General features: G+C 53.3%; 15 protein-coding genes and 2 tRNA genes. 11 read left to right on the top strand and 6 right to left on the bottom strand.

The genetic code is table 11. From position 1 onward, the window contains the following. Positions 1 to 41 precede the first annotated feature (41 nt). The 7 genes from pilW to der are packed head-to-tail and all read left to right on the top strand — an operon-like array spanning position 42 to position 7,649. Positions 42 to 842 carry a type IV pilus biogenesis/stability protein PilW gene (pilW, locus tag RG807_RS07630; protein WP_309044574.1) on the top strand — a complete coding sequence of 267 codons (801 nt, stop codon included), beginning with the start codon at positions 42 to 44 and terminating at the stop codon, positions 840 to 842. After that, entirely contained in the window at positions 832 to 1,806 is a 975-nt protein-coding gene (locus tag RG807_RS07635) for a RodZ domain-containing protein (protein ID WP_309044360.1), read from the top strand. Before pilW ends, RG807_RS07635 begins: the two co-directional genes overlap by 11 nt. 37 nt (positions 1,807 to 1,843) lie before the next feature. Continuing rightward, positions 1,844 to 2,962, top strand: coding sequence for a flavodoxin-dependent (E)-4-hydroxy-3-methylbut-2-enyl-diphosphate synthase (gene ispG, locus RG807_RS07640; protein ID WP_309044361.1), 1,119 nt, complete (start codon positions 1,844 to 1,846; stop codon positions 2,960 to 2,962). Positions 2,963 to 3,003: 41 nt separating this feature from the next. Further along, positions 3,004 to 4,284 carry a histidine--tRNA ligase gene (hisS, locus tag RG807_RS07645; protein WP_309044362.1) on the top strand — a complete coding sequence of 427 codons (1,281 nt, stop codon included), beginning with the start codon at positions 3,004 to 3,006 and terminating at the stop codon, positions 4,282 to 4,284. 43 nt (positions 4,285 to 4,327) lie between these two features. Continuing rightward, positions 4,328 to 4,993, top strand: a complete 666-nt coding sequence (locus RG807_RS07650; protein ID WP_309044363.1) for a YfgM family protein — start codon at positions 4,328 to 4,330, stop codon at positions 4,991 to 4,993. Beyond that, positions 4,993 to 6,210 carry an outer membrane protein assembly factor BamB gene (bamB, locus tag RG807_RS07655; protein ID WP_309044364.1) on the top strand — a complete coding sequence of 406 codons (1,218 nt, stop codon included), beginning with the start codon at positions 4,993 to 4,995 and terminating at the stop codon, positions 6,208 to 6,210. The genes RG807_RS07650 and bamB overlap by 1 nt, the downstream gene beginning before the upstream one ends. Before the next feature lie 17 nt (positions 6,211 to 6,227). Next, positions 6,228 to 7,649 (top strand): ribosome biogenesis GTPase Der, encoded by a 1,422-nt coding sequence (der, locus tag RG807_RS07660; RefSeq protein WP_309044365.1) that lies wholly within the window; start codon positions 6,228 to 6,230, stop codon positions 7,647 to 7,649. Between the two features lie 26 nt (positions 7,650 to 7,675). On the opposite strand, the gene pta is transcribed toward der, so the two are convergent. The 3 genes from pta to RG807_RS07675 form a co-directional block, all read right to left on the bottom strand. Continuing rightward, positions 7,676 to 9,832: a phosphate acetyltransferase gene (pta, locus tag RG807_RS07665; protein ID WP_309044366.1), complete on the bottom strand. Its 2,157-nt coding sequence runs from the start codon at positions 9,830 to 9,832 to the stop codon at positions 7,676 to 7,678. Between the two features lie 70 nt (positions 9,833 to 9,902). Further along, positions 9,903 to 11,090: an acetate kinase gene (locus RG807_RS07670; RefSeq protein ID WP_309044367.1), complete on the bottom strand. Its 1,188-nt coding sequence runs from the start codon at positions 11,088 to 11,090 to the stop codon at positions 9,903 to 9,905. A 21-nt stretch (positions 11,091 to 11,111) separates the two neighbouring features. After that, a complete protein-coding gene (locus RG807_RS07675) occupies positions 11,112 to 13,529 on the bottom strand; it encodes a bifunctional diguanylate cyclase/phosphodiesterase (protein WP_309044368.1) in 2,418 nt (805 codons plus the stop codon). Between the two features lie 243 nt (positions 13,530 to 13,772). On the opposite strand from RG807_RS07675, the gene ccoM reads away from it, so the two are divergent. Then, the gene (ccoM, locus tag RG807_RS17800) at positions 13,773 to 13,928 is read left to right on the top strand and encodes a cytochrome c oxidase subunit CcoM (protein ID WP_410803694.1); all 156 of its coding nucleotides are present in this window, start codon (positions 13,773 to 13,775) and stop codon (positions 13,926 to 13,928) included. A gap of 66 nt (positions 13,929 to 13,994) precedes the next feature. Here ccoM and RG807_RS07685 read toward each other — a convergent pair. The 3 genes from RG807_RS07685 to RG807_RS07695 form a co-directional block, all read right to left on the bottom strand. Next, a tRNA-Glu gene (locus tag RG807_RS07685) sits at positions 13,995 to 14,070 on the bottom strand. A gap of 93 nt (positions 14,071 to 14,163) precedes the next feature. Further along, on the bottom strand, positions 14,164 to 15,066 hold the full coding sequence (locus tag RG807_RS07690) for a TIGR01777 family oxidoreductase (RefSeq protein ID WP_309044369.1): 903 nt from the start codon (positions 15,064 to 15,066) through the stop codon (positions 14,164 to 14,166). Positions 15,067 to 15,077: 11 nt separating this feature from the next. After that, the gene (locus RG807_RS07695) at positions 15,078 to 15,455 is read right to left on the bottom strand and encodes a sirohydrochlorin chelatase (RefSeq protein WP_309044370.1); all 378 of its coding nucleotides are present in this window, start codon (positions 15,453 to 15,455) and stop codon (positions 15,078 to 15,080) included. Positions 15,456 to 15,556: 101 nt separating this feature from the next. Between RG807_RS07695 and RG807_RS07700 the strand changes: the two genes are divergently transcribed. From RG807_RS07700 to RG807_RS07710, 3 genes are all read left to right on the top strand, one after another. Beyond that, positions 15,557 to 16,159 (top strand): DUF924 family protein, encoded by a 603-nt coding sequence (locus tag RG807_RS07700; RefSeq protein WP_309044371.1) that lies wholly within the window; start codon positions 15,557 to 15,559, stop codon positions 16,157 to 16,159. A gap of 80 nt (positions 16,160 to 16,239) precedes the next feature. Beyond that, positions 16,240 to 16,315, top strand: a tRNA-Gly gene (locus tag RG807_RS07705). Positions 16,316 to 16,410: 95 nt separating this feature from the next. Beyond that, entirely contained in the window at positions 16,411 to 17,205 is a 795-nt protein-coding gene (locus tag RG807_RS07710; RefSeq protein WP_309044372.1) for an MOSC domain-containing protein, read from the top strand. Positions 17,206 to 17,207 lie beyond the last annotated feature (2 nt).

Genomic DNA, 17,207 nt, shown 5'->3' on the forward strand with positions numbered 1-17,207 from the left:
CACTTGCAATGTTTAACCCGCGAGGAACGCATTCTGTGGCTATGAAATTGCTAAATGGACGATGTTCTACAGCAGCGGCCTTGTTGGTTGCTCTGCTGGTCACCGGGTGTGTTACCACTACGGATAACCGTTTTTCCCGTGAAGCGGACCGCCAGAAAGCTGTTGATAATTACGTTGAGCTTGCCTCGGCCTATATTGGCCAAGGTAACATTGAGCGCGCGCGGCATCATCTGGACCGTGCTCTTGAGATTGAGCCAAACAGCCCGCAGGCCCTGGCGACTCTGGGGTTGATTTATAATGCTGATGGCGAGTCGGAGCTTGCAGAAGAGAGCTTCAAGAACGCAATCTCCAAAGACGCCGGATACACGCGTGCAAGAGTGTATTATGGCGCCTTTCTTTATTCCAAACAGCGGTTTTCAGAGGCGCGCAATCAATTTAGCGCAGCTTCCAGAGATACGAGTTACAAAGACCGTGGGTCTGTTTTTTACAATCTGGGAATGACACAGGAGCGCCTTGGGGATCAGGACGGTGCAATTGTTGCCTATCGTCGCGCGACGGAGCTTTCCCGTGGCGATGCGCGCTCCTTGCTTTCGCTTTCCCGGGTAATGGTCGACTCGGGCGATGTGGCCGGGGCCAAGCGCTATTATGACCGCCTTCTGTCGATCATGCAGCGTAACCCGAATTTGCAGCATTCGCCTGAGAGTCTTTTTACGGGTATTCGTATTGCGCGATATTCCGGGGATAGAAATCAGGAAGCGAGCCTGATTTTGCAGCTGAAGAACAAGTACCCGGAGTCAGTAGAGTACCAACAATACAAGGCGCTGATTTCAAATGACAAGTGATGACTCCCAACAAAATGCAGCGAATGAAGCCGTTGGCCTGCAACTGAAGCGAGCTCGTGAAAGGCAAGGATTGAGCGTCGCCCAGATTGCTGATGCCCAGCATTTAAGAAATGGTGTTGTCCAGGCTATTGAAAATGGCGATTACGCACAAATCGACAGCGAGCTATTCCTTAAAGGTTATGTTCGAGCCTATGCGAAACAGGTCGGCCTGGATGCAGATGCCATTATTGCTGATTTAAATGTTGAACTTGAACCGGCGCGAATTCAGAAAGCCCGGGAGCTTGAAGCCAACCCTCTCATTGATATTGAGCGTCGGAGGCGCAGAAAGCGCCGCATCGCCAAGCTTTTTTTGCTGTTTGCGGCAATGGTGGCTGTTGGCGCTTTAGTGGTCATGTTTGTTATGCCGAAGTTTACTGCTGGCCAAGCAGATGCCGAGCTTCCGGCGGAAACGGGTGTCATGTCGCAGCCGGATGATGCGCTGCCAGAAGATAGCATCAGCTTACCCGATGAGCCCGACAGCAAGAGTGATGACAATAACGAGATTCAGTCTGATCTTGGATATCTTGATGAAGCCCCAGCGGCCGAGCTGGTTGCCGGGGATGTTGAGCCTGAGCAGGTTGTGGTGCAGCCCGAAGTTTCAGACCAGGTACCCGTTGTGGCTCAAACCATAGAGCCAGCTCTGGCCCAGCCGCCGGTTACGGAAAGCTCTGGGCCTGTATCCGGCGTGCTGGAAATTGCATTTACAGGTGACTGCTGGGTACAGGTAAGTGATGCCACTGGACATCGTTTGGCCAGTTCCCTGCAAAGAGCAGGTGATACACTTCAAGTATCCGGCAAACCCCCATTGAAGGTTGTTATTGGCGCAGTAAGCACTGTGGATACGATTCGCTTTCAGGGCGAGTCTGTGGACATAAGGGACTTCCCGGTGGTGAACAACCGGTCTGAGTTCACACTGACAATCTGAACACTTTTTTGCATTTATCTATCTCGGTCGTAAGCACATGAAACACGAATCCCCGATCATAAGACGCAAATCCCGCCAAATCATGGTTGGGGATGTTCCCGTTGGTGGCGATGCGCCCATAGCTGTTCAGAGCATGACCAACACCAATACCTGCGATGTTGACGCAACGGTTGGTCAGATTACTGCGCTTCAGGAAGCGGGTGCCGACATTGTCAGGGTATCTGTACCCTCAATGGAGGCTGCTGATGCCTTCGGAAAGATTCGCGAGCGGGTGTCTCTGCCGTTGGTTGCAGACATCCACTTTGATCACAAAATAGCGCTTCGGGTTGCTGAGCTGGGCGTGGATTGCTTGCGCATCAACCCTGGCAACATTGGTCGTGATGACCGGGTCAGTGCAGTTATCAGCGCTTGCCGGGATCGCAACATACCTATGCGCATCGGCGTAAACGCCGGATCACTTGAAAAAGAGCTTCAGCGCAAGTACGGCGAACCCACGGCGGACGCTTTGGTTGAGTCGGCAATGCGCCATATCGACATTCTTGATCGGCATGATTTTCAGAATTTTAAAGTGAGTCTGAAAGCATCGGAAGTGTTCATGACGGTGGAAGCCTACCGTAAGATCGCCACCCAGATTGATCAGCCGCTTCACCTGGGCATCACCGAAGCCGGCGGGCTCCGTGCAGGTACGGTTAAATCATCCATCGGTCTTGGCATGTTGTTGATGGATGGTATTGGCGACACGATCAGGGTGTCTCTGGCCGCAGACCCGGTTCAGGAAATCAAGGTCGGTTTCGACATACTCAAAAGCCTGCGCTTGCGTAGTCGGGGCATTAACTTCATTGCGTGCCCGAGCTGCTCCCGTCAGAACTTCGACGTTATCCAGACCATGAACGATTTGGAAGTGCGACTGGAAGACGTGAACGAATCTTTGGATGTTGCCATCATCGGCTGCATCGTCAACGGTCCCGGTGAAGCCAAAGTGGCGGATATCGGCCTAACCGGAGGCAGCCCAAAGAACCTGTTTTACAGGGCAGGAAAACCAAATCAAAAGCTCGACAATGCCAATCTTACGGATGATCTTGAGCGGCTGATTCGTGAAGAAATCGCCCGAAAAAAAGAACAGGAAGATGCCATTATTGCGCGCTCGGGCAAGTAATCGAGCAGGCACGATTATCCAGCAGGAATTAAGGGTTTACATTGGCTAAGATTCAGGCAATACGCGGGATGAACGACATCCTGCCAGAACAGACACCCATCTGGCAGTTCGTTGAGTCCACCGCGCGCAAAGTGCTCCGGCAATATGGTTATCAGGAAATCCGGATGCCCATTGTCGAGCAGACAGATCTGTTTAAACGCTCCATTGGCGAAGTGACCGATATCGTTGAAAAGGAGATGTACACCTTTGAGGACCGTAACGGCGATAGCCTGACGCTTCGGCCAGAAGGTACGGCTGGCTGCGTACGGGCTGCCGAAGAGCACGGGCTGCTGTTCAACCAGACCCGGCGGTTGTGGTACACCGGGCCGATGTTCCGGCATGAGCGGCCACAAAAAGGGCGCTATCGTCAGTTTCATCAAATTGGCGTTGAGTGTTTCGGTATTCAGGGCCCGGACATTGACGCAGAACTGCTGATTCTTACGGCCAGACTCTGGCGGGAATTGGGCCTTACCGATCATGCTCGCCTGGAAATCAACTCAATTGGATCATCTGCTGCCCGCAAGGAGTTTCGTCAGGCATTGGTCGAATACTTGGGGCAGTACAAATCGGAACTTGATGAAGACAGCCAGCGACGACTCGATACCAACCCACTTCGCATTCTGGATACCAAAGATTCGGGCACCCGCAAGTTGCTTGCCGATGCGCCGCGCCTTGAAGACTATCTTGATGCAGAGTCACGTGAGCATTTCGATCGCCTGAAAGAGCTTCTGGATGCTGCGGGTATCGTCTACACCGTTAACCCAGCTCTGGTTCGCGGGCTCGATTACTACGGGAAAACCGTTTTTGAGTGGGTGACCGAGAGTCTTGGCGCACAAGGTACTATCTGTGCGGGCGGCCGGTACGACGGTCTTGTTGAGCAGCTTGGCGGGAAGCCGACGACGGCTGTTGGGTTTGCCATGGGGCTGGAGCGTCTCATTTTACTGCTTGATACCCTCGGGCTTGTGCCGGAAGAAGCAAACAGCAATGCGGATGTCTACGTAACCGCTATGGGCGATACAGCGTTAGCACCAGCAATGGCGCTTGCGGAAACACTGCGCAATCAGCTGGAAGGTCGCGTGGTGATCAGCCATTGTGGCGGTGGCAGCTTCAAAAGTCAGATGAAAAAAGCGGACAAAAGTGGCGCTCGGTACGCAGTGATTCTGGGCGACAACGAAATAGAGAACGCAACGGTGGGTCTCAAACCGCTGCGTTCCGATGAAGAACAAAGCAGTGTGGCACAGAGCGATCTTGCATCGGTGCTTGCGAAAGCCCTGGCGAACTGAATTCGCATCAATATAAAAGTAAAAAACCATTACAGGAGTCATCATGGCGGAAATGCGCACCGAAGAAGAACAGGTTCAGGCGATCAAGGACTGGTGGAAGAAAAATGGCAGCTCTCTGCTCATTGGTATCGGTGCCGCCCTCGCAATTGTTTTCGGCTGGCAGGCTTGGCAGAACCATCAGGAACAACAGCGAGCGGAAGCTGCTAACCAGTTTGCCACGCTGTTAAACGCATTTGGCAATCAAGCGGATGACACTGCTGGCGAAACTGTAGACTTCGTTGCGAACACGCTGCGTGAAGATCATGCTGAAAGCGCCTATGCAGTTTATGGCAATTTGATTCTGGCCCGTCAGCAGCTGGTTGAAGACAAGGATGCGGAAGCAGCCGTTGCTTCACTGGAGTGGGCTCTTGAAAAAGCCGGTGACCATAAAGCACTGGCGCTGGTGGTTCGTAACCGTCTGGCCCGCGCTCAATTCTCTGCCGAGCGTTATGATGATGCACTGGCAACCATCGATGGTGCTGGCGATGTTGAAAGCGCTGACGCTTTTACTGCAATTTTCTCTGAGTTGCGTGGTGACATTCTGTTGGCTAAGGGCGACAAGAAAGGTGCACTGGATGCTTATCTGGCTGCCCGTGAACAAAGCCAGCAAGGCCGCAGTGGTATTTTGGAGCTCAAGCTGTCTGATCTTGGTGTTGGAGAGGAGGCCTGATGAAGTTTGCGGGTAACAGGCTGTTCCGGGCTGGTGTTTTTTCAGCCCTGGTAGCTGCACTGGGTATCACCGGGTGCAGCACAACCGATACCTTTGAGCAACCGGTGCCGGTTCCTGAAGTAGATAGCTCCGTTGCGCTTAAAACAGTCTGGAAGATGTCCGTCGGCGACGGACATGATGGCGATTTTCTATACTTGGCACCATTGAATGCGGGAGACGTTGTGTACGCGGCTTCTGCGGATGGCGAGCTGGTTGCTGTGAATTCGGAAACTGGCAAGTTGATATGGGAGCGCGAGCTTCAAGACCGCATATTTGCCGGTGTTGGTGGGGATCTGGAACAACTCTACCTGGTCACCCGTGAAGCAGATCTGATCGCGCTTTCCCGTGAAGACGGGCGGGAACTATGGCGTAGCGCCTTGCCCACAGAGGCCTTGGCAGCGCCGCAATCGAACGGATCGCTGGTAGTGGCTCAAACAACGGATGGGCGAGTCCTCGCGTTTGATACAGCTGATGGCGAAATACTCTGGCAGTATGACGGCGTTGTGCCTGCTTTGTCTCTGCGGGCCGCTGCTGCTCCATTGGTGGGCGGCGATGTGGTGATTGCGGCGTTCTCCAACGGAAAGCTGATGGCGTTGGCGGCCGACTCAGGGCAGCCATTGTGGCAGTACGAAGTTGGGCAGCCTCAGGGGCGGACGGAACTTGAGCGGCTTGTGGATATTGCGGGTCAGCCTTTGGTTCTCGAGAGTGCAATAATGGTTGCGGGTTATCAAGGAAAGCTTGCGCTCGTTGATATCCGCACTGGGCAGGAGATATGGAGCCGTAAGGCATCCAGCTTGCAAGCCCCGATGATCGGGGGTGGCAATATATATATGTCATCTGCTAACGGCGATGTTGTGGCTTATCGTGGCTCGGACCGAAGAGAAGTATGGCTTCAGGATAAGTTATCCTGGCGCCAGTTGACCCAGCCAGCTGTTTACGAAAACTATCTGGTTGTTGGCGACTACGAAGGCTATCTGCATGTATTGTCTGCAGATGATGGGCGCCTTGTTGGCCAGACGCACTATGATAGCGATGGCCTCCGGGTTCCATTGCAGCGGTTGGCGAACGGTAACCTGATGGTTTTCGGAAACGGCGGTAAATTGTCTGTATTCACACTGAGAGAACGGAACGGTTCCGTTCGTACTCAAGGCTCTGCCAAAAGACAGAGCCTAAAATAACTTCATAGCGAACCATTATGACCCCAGTAATTGCCCTTGTTGGCCGGCCGAATGTTGGCAAGTCGACGTTATTCAACCAGATGACGCGCTCCCGCGATGCTTTGGTGGCAGACTTTCCCGGCCTGACCCGGGATCGAAAGTACGGTGAGGGCACCTACGAAGACCAGCGCTTTATCGTTATTGATACCGGTGGTCTGACGGGTACAGAAGAAGGGCTGGATCTCGAAATGGCCCGGCAGTCCATGCAGGCCGTAGACGAAGCAGACATAGTTCTGTTCCTGGTTGACGGTCGCGCGGGTTTGACTGCCGGCGATGAGATAATCGCGGATCACCTGCGCCGGTCGGGCAAGCCAGCCCATTTGGTGGTTAACAAGACCGACGGGCAGGATCCCGATGTCGCTGCGGCTGACTTCTATAGCCTTGGGTTTTCTTCAACGTTTATGGTTGCCGCATCCCATAACCGCGGCATACGATCGATGCTTGAGTTGCTGCTACCTTCTGAAGAAGAGCGTGAAGCAGCTGATCGGGCGGATCGTTACCCTGGTATTCGCATAGGCATTGTTGGTCGTCCCAACGTAGGTAAATCAACGCTGGTCAACCGTATGCTGGGCGAGGATCGGGTGATTGTTTATGACATGCCTGGCACTACTCGGGACAGTGTTTATATCCCTTATGAGCGCCACGAAAAGCAATACACTCTTATCGACACCGCAGGTATTCGGCGCCGCAAAAATGTGAATGAAGCGGTGGAGAAGTTTTCCATTATCAAAACATTGAAGGCCATCGACGATGCCCATGTTGTGATACTGGTTATTGATGCGCGTGAAGGATTGGTTGATCAGGATTTGCATCTTATCGGCTTTGTTCTCGATGCCGGCCGCTCACTGGTGATTGCGGTCAACAAGTGGGACGGAATGGATCCTGAAGCCCGCGCCAAAGTGAAGGAGCAGGTGAAGCGTCGTTTGGACTTTCTGGATTATGCTGACAAGCACTATATCTCTGCGCTGCACGGCTCGGGGGTAGGGGTTCTGTACGAGTCAGTGGAGGCTTGTTATGAGTCAGCCATGGCGAAGTGGCAGACCAACCGGCTTACGGCGATTCTGGAAGATGCAATTGCGCAACATCAGCCCCCAATGGTTCGTGGACGCAGGATAAAATTGCGCTATGCACACCAAGGTGGCTCTAACCCGCCGGTTATTGTTGTCCACGGTAACCAGACAGATGCCTTACCTGGATCTTACAAGCGCTATCTTGAAAATACGTTTCGCAAAGTGCTGAATGTCACCGGTTCACCGATCCGCTTTGAGTTCCGCTCCGCCGAGAACCCGTTCGCCAACAAGGTTGATCGGAAAACACCTCGCCAGAAGGTAAAGCAGGACAACGACCAGAAGGCAGGTCGTCAAGTGAAAAAGACCCGCCAGAAGAGCACTAAACGCTAGCGGGACTGTTTGTTGATCGGGGCGGCTCAGGCCAGCCCCGCATCCTCAACCTGCTTTGCCTGCACCGCTGTCAGTGCGATGGTAAACACAATATCCTCTACTAACGCCCCCCTCGAGAGATCGTTAACTGGTTTCCTCAGGCCCTGTAGCATTGGGCCAATGCTCACTACATTAGCGCTACGCTGAACCGCTTTATAGGTCGTGTTTCCGGTGTTGAGATCCGGGAATATGAACACTGTCGCCTTGCCCGCGACCTTGCTATTGGGTGCTTTACTGCGTGCCACGCTTTCGATGGCTGCTGCGTCGTACTGCAGCGGACCATCAATGAGCAGGTCCGGCCTGCGTTCGCGCGCTATTCTGGTGGCCTCTCGCACCTTCTCCACATCGTGACCACTACCAGACTCGCCAGTGCTGTAGCTGATCATGGCAACCACAGGCTCCACACCAAAAGCTTCTGCAGATTCGGCGCTCTGGATAGCGATATCGGCCAGTTCCTCTGCATTGGGGTCTGGATTGATTGCACAGTCACCATAAACTAGCACCTGCTGCGGAAGCAGCATGAAAAACACTGACGACACTACTTTGGCGTCGTCATGGGTCTTGATCAGCTGAAGGGCAGGGCGCACGGTGTTTGCTGTGGTGTGGATAGCGCCTGAAACAAGACCGTCGGCTTCATCCAGAGCCACCATCATGGTGCCCAGAACCACATTGTCCTCAAGCAGTGCTTCGGCCATATCCGGGGCCAGCCCTTTGTGTTTGCGCAGCTCAACCATGGGGGCAATATAGTTTTTGCGCACATCAACCGGGTCAATGATCTCAATATCGTCAGGCAACTCGAAGCCCTGCGAAGCCGCAACATCCCGAATGTCTGCTGCGTTGCCAATCAGGGCGCAACGTGCAAGCTTGCGTTGGTGACAAATGATCGCAGCCTGAACGGTGCGTGGCTCACTGCCTTCTGGCAGTACAATGCGCTTGTTTGCCGCCCGGGCGCGTTCAGATAACTGATAGCGAAATGCCGGTGGGGACAGTCGGCTCTGAACTGCAACGCGCAGGTGCTCCTGCAGCCAGTCTGTATCGATCTTTGTCGCTACGGCTTCCATCGCTTTTTCGACCCGGTCAGGGTCGTCGGTGGGAATCGCGCTGGAGAGATTCGCCAACATGTGTGCGGTTTCGTAAGTATTGGTGGGGGAACTCAGCACCGGCAAGCCCGTATGCAGCGCACGGGAGCACAGATCAATGACTCGCTGATCAGGCATAAGCCCGCCGGTCAGCATGAGGCCCGCTAAAGGAACACCATTAAGTGCCGCAACGGCGGTTGTCACGATGATGTCTTCGCGGTCGCCAGGAGTCACCATCAAGGTGCCTGGGCCAAGGGTCTCCGTCATGTTGCGGATGGAGCGGGCGCAGACAGATACTCTCTGTACCCGGCGAGTGTGCATCTGGCCTTCATACAGCACCGGGACGTTAAGCTCTCGGGCAATATCAGACACGCGCGGCGCCAGTAGGTCGGACTGCCACGGAATTTGGCCAAGCAAGCGGAAGCGCCCATCGCGGAACACCTTGCAGCTATTACGGTAGTCCGGAGTTTCCCCTTCGGTCTGGCTGATATTGCTGTAGGGTTCCATGCCAGAGCGTTCGGGCTCGCCGAGTTTGTTGAGAATAACGGCAATCACATCCTGAGCTGAAACATCTGAAAACAGCCGTGCAGAGAAATCCAGTTCCTCGTCGAGTTCGGCAGGGCTGCTCTTGCCCGGTGTGCTGACCAACACCACGTCTGAGCCCAGATTGCGCGCCACTTCCACGTTTAAACGAGCGATGTAGGCCTCGCGACGGTCGGGAACAAGACCTTCAATAATAACAACATCGACATCTTTGGCGACTTTCTGGTATTCGCCCACCACGGTTTCCATCAGCAGGTCGGATTTGCCGCGGTTCAACAGGTGCTGAGCCTTCTTCAGAGGAATCGGTTCGGGGGGCTGCAGGTGGCTTCGCGAGCGCACAAAGGTAACGGATGAATCTTTGCCATCGTTATGCAAAGACTCGGCTTGGTTCACCGACTGGTAGAAGGGTTTGTAGAACCCAACGCTTATACCCACGCGCTCCATTGCGCGCAGCAAGCCCAGACACACGGATGTAAGCCCTGAATCCATGGATGTAGGTGCAATAAACAGACTTTTAGCCATATATAGAGGTTCCGGTAGTTCTGGTAACAGGTTCTGGTAATGGGCGAAGCAGGCAGCCCGGTAAATCTATTTAAAAACTTTCAGCCAGGCGCGCAGCCTCGCGTGCGATTACAAGCTCTTCGTTAGTGGGAATGACCAGAATCGGGAATCGTGAGTTGGCGCTTTCTATCCTGCCATCGCTGCGACGCCCGTTATGCTGATTCCGGTCCGTATCCAGATCAAATCCGAGCAGCTTGAGATGACCCAATGTCTTCTGTCTTACCCGACTGCTGTTTTCTCCGATACCACCGGTGAACACAAGCGCATCAAGATGATCCAATGAGGCCATCATGGCACCAACATACTTTGCCAGGCGGAAGGAGAATATCTCGATTGCTAGCGCTGAAGGCTCGTGGCCTTGGTCGGCCAGTTCACACAAGGTGCGCATATCGTTAGTTTTGCCGGAGATTCCCAGAAGCCCACTGTTTTGGTTCAGTTCCCTGTGTACATCGGCTAATTGCATACCTCGGGAGTTCAGGTAATCGAAAAGCCCCGGATCGATATCACCACTGCGGGTACCCATCACCAATCCTTCCAGCGGGGTCAGACCCATGCTGGTGTCCATGCTGGCACCGTCCTTGATTGCCGTAATGCTGCACCCATTCCCCAGATGCGCTGAAATAATCGAGGTAGTGGCAAGGGTTTTACCAAGAAGACGCGCGGCCTCATTGGCCATAAAAAAATGGCTGGTTCCGTGGAATCCGTAGCGTCTTACGCTCCAGTCTCGATAGTAGGACTCTGGCAGTGCATAAAGATATGCATGGGGTGCAAGGGTTTGGTGGTACGCGGTATCAAACACGGCGACTTGTGGTATTTCAGGAAACTGTTCCCGGGTGGCTTCAATGCCAGCAAGATTGACCGGGTTATGGAGAGGGGCCAGCCCTGCGCAGTCGTTAATCGCGTCCACAACACCGTTGTCTATTAAAACGGCTTCGCGGAAGGTTTCGCCACCATGCACCACGCGATGCCCGATAGAGGTGGGCGCTGCGGGCATAAAATCACGCTCACGGAACGCCGACACCAATGCACTAAGGGCTTGCTTGTGATTGGCTTTGGCTGGCAATTCGACGATGCGGTCATCACCATTGATTCGTGCGAAGGCTTGCGGCTCATTGAGCCGTTCTGCTATTGCAGATACGAGCTTTTCTTCATTTTCGTCGAACAAGGCAAGTTTAAGCGACGAACTGCCGCAGTTAACGACAAGAATGGATTGTTTCATGTTCCCGGTATTCCGTGAGAGTTAGGTTGGTGTACGGTGATTGGCTTTCAGCCACTCAATAAACTCCCCTGCAGGGAGTGGGCGACTGTAGAAATAGCCCTGGGACAAATCACACCCTTCCTGCTTCAGGAAATGGGTCTGTGATTCCTCTTCAACGCCTTCCGCTATGATGGTCAACCCCAGGCTGTGCGCCATATTAATTATTGCGCACACCAGGGAGGCTCCCCCTTGCGACTTTGTTACATCGTTGATGAAGGTGCGGTCAATTTTAAGGGTATCGAACGGGTAGCTCTTGAGGTAGCTTAGAGCAGAGTAACCAGTACCGAAATCATCGACTGACAGGCGGATGCCCGCCCGGTCCAGTTCTCTGAGAATTTCTGCTGTTTCGATGGAATTGTCGAGCAGCAAGCGCTCGGTAATTTCCAATTCCAGCAACTGGGGAGCGAGATCGTTGTTGGTTAGCGCACGCATCACAGCATTGATAAATCCGGGGTCCCGGAACTGTCTTGGTGACACGTTGACAGAAATTCCAATATCCCGGCCGGCAATTGCTTTCCACTCGGTAGCTGCGAGGCAGGCTTGTTCAAGCACCCATTCACCAATAGCGATGATAAGCCCTGTCTCTTCAGCCAGCGGAATAAAGCGGTCCGGCATTACCATTCCCATAACGGGGTTGTTCCAGCGTAGAAGTGCTTCTACAGCGCGCACTTCGCCGGTGGTGGTCTCAACAATAGGTTGAAAATACAGTTCGAACTCATTTTGCTCCAATGCCCTCCGCATGCGGGATTCCATTTGCAGGCGCTCATGGGAGACCTCAGACATTTCGGGAGTGAAGTGCGCGAAGGAGCTTTTGCCCTGGCGCTTTGCCTGATACATGGCGGCGTCCGCGTGCTGGAGAAGGGTGCCACTGTTGTCTGAATCGGTCGGGAAAATTGCAATACCAATACTGGTCGTAACAAAGACTTCCTGGCCATTCAAGGTATAGGCCGGGGTAAAGTTCGAAAGAATACGTTCTGCCACCTGTGCCGCGGAATCCGAGCCGTTAAGCCCTGGCAAAATCACAAGAAATTCATCGCCTCCGAGCCTGGCTACCGTGCTTGTTCCGCGCAAGCAACTGGATATTCGCCTCGCAGCTTCAATCAGCAGATTGTCGCCGGCGTCGTGCCCTAGTGTGTCGTTAATGTGCTTGAAGTTATCAAGATCCAAAAACATGACGCCAACCATGGTGCCTTCGCGGCGCGCCTGAGCCAGGGCCAATTTGAGCCTGTCCAATGCCAGCATGCGGTTGGGTAAACCGGTCAGTATGTCGTAGTTCGCTTGACGCAACAATTGCTGTTCGTAACGCTTACGAATGCTGATGTCTTCACCGAGAATAAGGTAGCCCGTCGCTTCGCCAGCACTATCCTTAATAGGTGTAACAATAAGCTGTTCCCAAAAGCGCTCGCCATTGCGTCGTGCGCTGTTCACTTCACCCTGCCATACGCCCACGCGCTGAACTTGCAGGCGAATGGATTGCCACAGTTGGCGATTTTCACGGATTTCCATGGTGTTCTCGCTTAATGCACCAGGGTGTTGGCCAACAATCGCTTTTGCGTTGTACCCCGTAAGCTGCGTGAACTTGTGGTTCGCAAACTCGACTCGCCATTGGCGGTCGCATATAACGACAGAGGAGGGGCTTTGCTCGATAGCCATGGAGAACTTGTGAATCTCGGCGGCATCCCTTTCCTGCCGTACCATGTCGTCATTCAGACGCTCGCGCATCTGGTTGATAGCATCGGTTACCCGGCCGATTTCATCTCTGTGGTGCGACGGAGTATCCGGACGGTCAAGAGTGAGCGGGGTGCCGAGGTTCTTCAGAGAGATGTCCTTTGCATAGTTCGCCATAGCGGTTAAATGGCGGGTAACAAAGTGCTGGAAAACCCAGATGATCAATATCGATACAAAAAAGGTTTTCAGGAATTGGGTGGCGAGAATAATGCCGACTTTAACCTTCAGATCTTCATAAACACGATCAAGATTGGCTGTTACCGTGAGTTCGCCCAGTTTGAATGCCCCTTCGCCCTCATGAAGCAGATCAAATTTGTGCGATTTGGTATCAGAGCCTCGGGGAATGTCTCCCATAACCAGTTCAGAGTCTGGCTCAATGCCCAGTCTCAGATGAACGATGTCTGGCAGGCTGAGAATCCCTTCCATCTGGGTTTGCAGAAGTTTCTGGTCAAGGGCCCAGAGGCTTCTGGCAAGGCTGGAGGCATACCCGGATTCAACCACAGCTATGCGGCTATCAATCTGTGCTAGGTCGTTACGGTAATCAGAATAGATCTGGATAGCCGATGCTATCAGCGTGAAGGCCGAGCTGAACAGAAGTATCCAGGCGAGCAGCCTGAAGGACAGGGGGGAGCCTGAGCGAAAACGTTGTAAGCGTGTCGGCAGTTTCGGCATCTTGTACTTCAGCCACCCAGACCGGTTGATATAAGCAGATAGTCCATTATTCGATGACTATAGCAGTCCTTTTATTCAAATTCCCTGCAAATCCGCGAAAACACGGGAGAATTATGTTCACTTTTGTATTTGAGGGCTTTTGAGTTATAGCAGTGATGCCGCCATTGACCTAGATCAATATCCGTATTCAGTAGTGACGTAATCTGAGCTTAATCAAGTTTGAATATGGGTAGGAGAAAAAATATGTATATGGATGTGGTGGTTTTCGCTGGAATTGCGACTGTGTTGTTGATGGTGGCGTTTTTTGTTGGCGTAGGCATTTTTGTGATGCGGGATCAGAAAGCTCACGGCACTAGCGCTGCAAAGAAAGATATTAAACTGGATAGAAAGGCCGCCTGAACAGGCGCGCCTTGATTTGGGCAAGTAAGCGACTTTTTTCACTCAAGAGTTCTATGAGGGAAAAAATGGCGTCCCCTAGGGGGTTCGAACCCCTGTTGCCGCCGTGAAAGGGCGGAGTCCTAGGCCACTAGACGAAGGGGACGCAACGCTTTAAAACTTTGCCTCGTCGAGGTGGCGCGTATATTAAGTAAGCCTCGTGCAGCTGTCAACGCTTTTGATGAAAAAAGCTAATAAGTTATTTAGTGGTGGCTTCGAGCGCTTCTGCAAGTGTCGGATAGCGAAATTCGAATCCGGCGTCGATCAGCCTTTCTGGTATTGCCCGCTGGCCAGTCAACAGTAGTCGTGACATCTTCCCGAGTGCAAGTTTGAGCACTGGTGCCGGAACAGGGAACATAGCGGGCCGATTGAGTGTGCGAGCAAGGCAAAGGGTGAACTCACGATTAGTGACCGGGTTAGGACTGACTACATTGTATGCACCGGAGGCCTGTGGCGTTTCCAGCATCCAGATAAGAGCCGCGACCACATCCTCACGATGAATCCAGGGCATGTACTGATGCCCGCCGCAAAGGCGGCCACCCAGTCCAAGCTTAAATGGTAAAACCATACGCTTCAAAAAGCCGCCCCCAGGACCTGCCACTATGCCCGTTCTGGAGATGCATACGCGCACTCCAAGCGATTCCAGTTCGAGCGCTGCCTTTTCCCAGTCCCTGCACATCTGGTGAGTAAACTCATCGTTGGGTGCGGTGTTTTCGGTTACCCGCAGGTCACCCTGATCACCGTAAAAACCGACAGCCGAGCCCGAAACCATCACGTCAGGCTTTTGCTTCCAGCTCTTGATGACCTCTACCAGAGTGTGGGTTAAAGCAATGCGGCTGTTTAGCAATGCTTGCTGACGCCCGGCAGTCCAGCGCTTGTCGGCGATGCCTTCACCTGCGAGATTGATCACGGCATCGTAACCCGCATGGCCGCGGACGTTTTCAAGGTTATTGATCACCTCAACCTGCCCGCACAGGGCCCGTACTGCATCGGCGGACTGTCGGCTTAAAATGGTCAGCCCGTAGCCACGATCAAGCAATGTGCCGCAAAGCGCGCCGCCAATAAAGCCAGTGCCGCCGGTAATCAGTACGCGCTTTTTCATGTTGACGCTCCTTAATCTTTGGCGCTGTGAGCCAGTTGCAGGGTTACCACGTCTTTGATTGCCTGACCCAGAAGCGGGTTCTCTCCAATGGGGGGGGAAAGCGTAATATTTGCCCCAGTGGTTGTCTCAAGGGCTGTAATCATGGCCGGCACATCTTTACGCAGGTGGCGCCCGGCGGCTAGAAAAAGGGGGACAACTGTGAATTCTCGGCTTCCGGCTGCCACACCGTCGCGAACGACGGCCTCCAGGGAGGGTTCCGCCAGTTCCATATAGGCAATCCTCGAGTTTGGTACAGCCTTTAGCGTCGGCTCTGCAAGCGCCTCGAATGTGTCGCACCAGCGTTTATCGCTGCTACCATGGGCTAACAGAATAATGCGGCGACTGCTCATTCGTGCTCCTCGATGATCTGTGACAGGTGCCTGTCGTAAATTTGGTTGCGGGCCGGTATTCTCTGTCGATCCCGTCAGTCAAGATAACAGGGTGTTCTTTAATGTTCGATTGGAAAGAGATTCTGGATTTCTGGTTCGGTGAATTAGATGAAAATGGACTCCCCGACAGCGAACATCGTAATCGTTGGTTTCTTTCAAGCCGTAAGTTCGACCAGGAAATTCGCCGTCGGTTTCTTTCCATGGTTCTGTTCGCGTCTGAGCAAGGTCTGGATCACTGGCGTAAGATTCCTGGTGGGCAGTTAGCTGAAATTATTCTGCTTGACCAGTTTTCCAGAAATATTTTTCGGGGCGGGGCACTTGCGTTCGAGCAGGATAAGCAGGCAAGGGCGCTTTGCAAAGAGGCCATGCGCAGGGGAGGTGACGTCGCGCTTCCACCGATTCAGCGTGCATTTATGTATATGCCACTACAACACTCTGAGCGGCTTGATGATCAAGCGTTGTCGGTTGAATGTTATGAGCAGTTGGTCGCGTCTACCTCAGGGATGTTGCAGGATTTTTTAAGAAGCTTTCTGCGGTCAGCTCAGGATCACCACAACATCATTGAGTGTTTTGGGCGGTTTCCCCATCGTAATAAGGCTCTTGGACGACCCTCGACTGACGCGGAGAAGGACTATCTGGGCACCGCCAATCGATTTGGGCAATAAAAAAGTTTGCAAAGGAGGTTGACGAAAGGGGCGGGATGCGTAGAATACACATCCGTTGTTAGCGCAAGCTGGTCAACATTGCGGGAATAGCTCAGTTGGTAGAGCACGACCTTGCCAAGGTCGGGGTCGCGAGTTCGAATCTCGTTTCCCGCTCCAAATTCCAGAAACCCGACCTCGAAAGAGGTCGGGTTTTTTGTTTTTGGTTATACTGCCCGCCTCCCCACATTTGATTCCTGCTCTGGAGACGCGCCTTGAAAGTTCATTCACTCCATGTTTACCCGGTGAAGTCGCTCACTGGCATCGAGGTTTCCTGTTTTGAAATGGACGACTTCGGCCCTAAAGGTGACCGGCGATGGATGATTGTTGATGAGGAGCGCCGGTTTGTTACCCAGAGAGAGCTTCCTGAGTTGGCCAGGGTGTCAACCTCTCTACATGGGGGCTCCGTCAGCATTCACGTGCCAGGTGAGGGCGATTTCTTGTTGCAGCAGACTGACCGGGAGTTACGAGTGCTGGTCTGGCGCGACTGGGTTAAAGCTCTGGAGGGTGGGTCAGCCGCCAGTGAGGCGCTAAGTCGCTATTGCGGTAGGCGCTTGCGCTTTGTCTATATGCCGGACTCTTCGTTTCGGCGGGTTGATGCCGGGCATGTAAGTGAATATCGTCGAGTAGGCTTTGCGGATGGCTTTCCTTTTTTGATCACCAATCTGGCCTCTTTAAGTGAGCTTAACGGGCGACTCGAGGCGCCTGTGGATATGCGCAGGTTCCGGCCCAACATCGTTATAGGGGGCATGGCACCCTGGCAGGAAGACCACTGGCGCAAGCTTTTGGTAGGAGAACAAAGCTTCAATGTTGTGAAGCCAAGTTCCCGTTGTGTGCTGACCACCGTTGATCCGGATACCGGGTTGAAAGATCCCGGCCTGCAGCCTTTGAGAGCGCTCTCTGGATACCGCAGGACGCCAGACGGTGTTATTTTCGGCCAAAATGCCATTCACGAATCCCCCGGAATAATCCATGTGGATGATTCCGTCACTGTTATTGAATCGGAGTAGAA

Origin of the sequence: Marinobacter sediminicola (assembly GCF_031157525.1) — a bacterium.
GTDB classification, from domain to species: Bacteria; Pseudomonadota; Gammaproteobacteria; order Pseudomonadales; family Oleiphilaceae; genus Marinobacter; species Marinobacter sediminicola.

Bases quoted from the DNA above. Each gene is read 5' to 3' on its own strand.
- bamB (WP_309044364.1), top strand. From the start codon at position 4,993: ATGAAGTTTGCGGGTAACAGGCTGTTCCGGGCTGGTGTTTTTTCAGCC.
- RG807_RS07675 (WP_309044368.1), bottom strand. From the start codon at position 13,529: ATGCCGAAACTGCCGACACGCTTACAACGTTTTCGCTCAGGCTCCCCC.
- ispG (WP_309044361.1), top strand. From the start codon at position 1,844: ATGAAACACGAATCCCCGATCATAAGACGCAAATCCCGCCAAATCATG.
- RG807_RS07690 (WP_309044369.1), bottom strand. From the start codon at position 15,066: ATGAAAAAGCGCGTACTGATTACCGGCGGCACTGGCTTTATTGGCGGC.
- RG807_RS07635 (WP_309044360.1), top strand. From the start codon at position 832: ATGACAAGTGATGACTCCCAACAAAATGCAGCGAATGAAGCCGTTGGC.
- RG807_RS07700 (WP_309044371.1), top strand. From the start codon at position 15,557: ATGTTCGATTGGAAAGAGATTCTGGATTTCTGGTTCGGTGAATTAGAT.
- pta (WP_309044366.1), bottom strand. From the start codon at position 9,832: ATGGCTAAAAGTCTGTTTATTGCACCTACATCCATGGATTCAGGGCTT.
- RG807_RS07670 (WP_309044367.1), bottom strand. From the start codon at position 11,090: ATGAAACAATCCATTCTTGTCGTTAACTGCGGCAGTTCGTCGCTTAAA.
- RG807_RS07695 (WP_309044370.1), bottom strand. From the start codon at position 15,455: ATGAGCAGTCGCCGCATTATTCTGTTAGCCCATGGTAGCAGCGATAAA.
- pilW (WP_309044574.1), top strand. From the start codon at position 42: ATGAAATTGCTAAATGGACGATGTTCTACAGCAGCGGCCTTGTTGGTT.
- ccoM (WP_410803694.1), top strand. From the start codon at position 13,773: ATGTATATGGATGTGGTGGTTTTCGCTGGAATTGCGACTGTGTTGTTG.
- RG807_RS07650 (WP_309044363.1), top strand. From the start codon at position 4,328: ATGGCGGAAATGCGCACCGAAGAAGAACAGGTTCAGGCGATCAAGGAC.
- der (WP_309044365.1), top strand. From the start codon at position 6,228: ATGACCCCAGTAATTGCCCTTGTTGGCCGGCCGAATGTTGGCAAGTCG.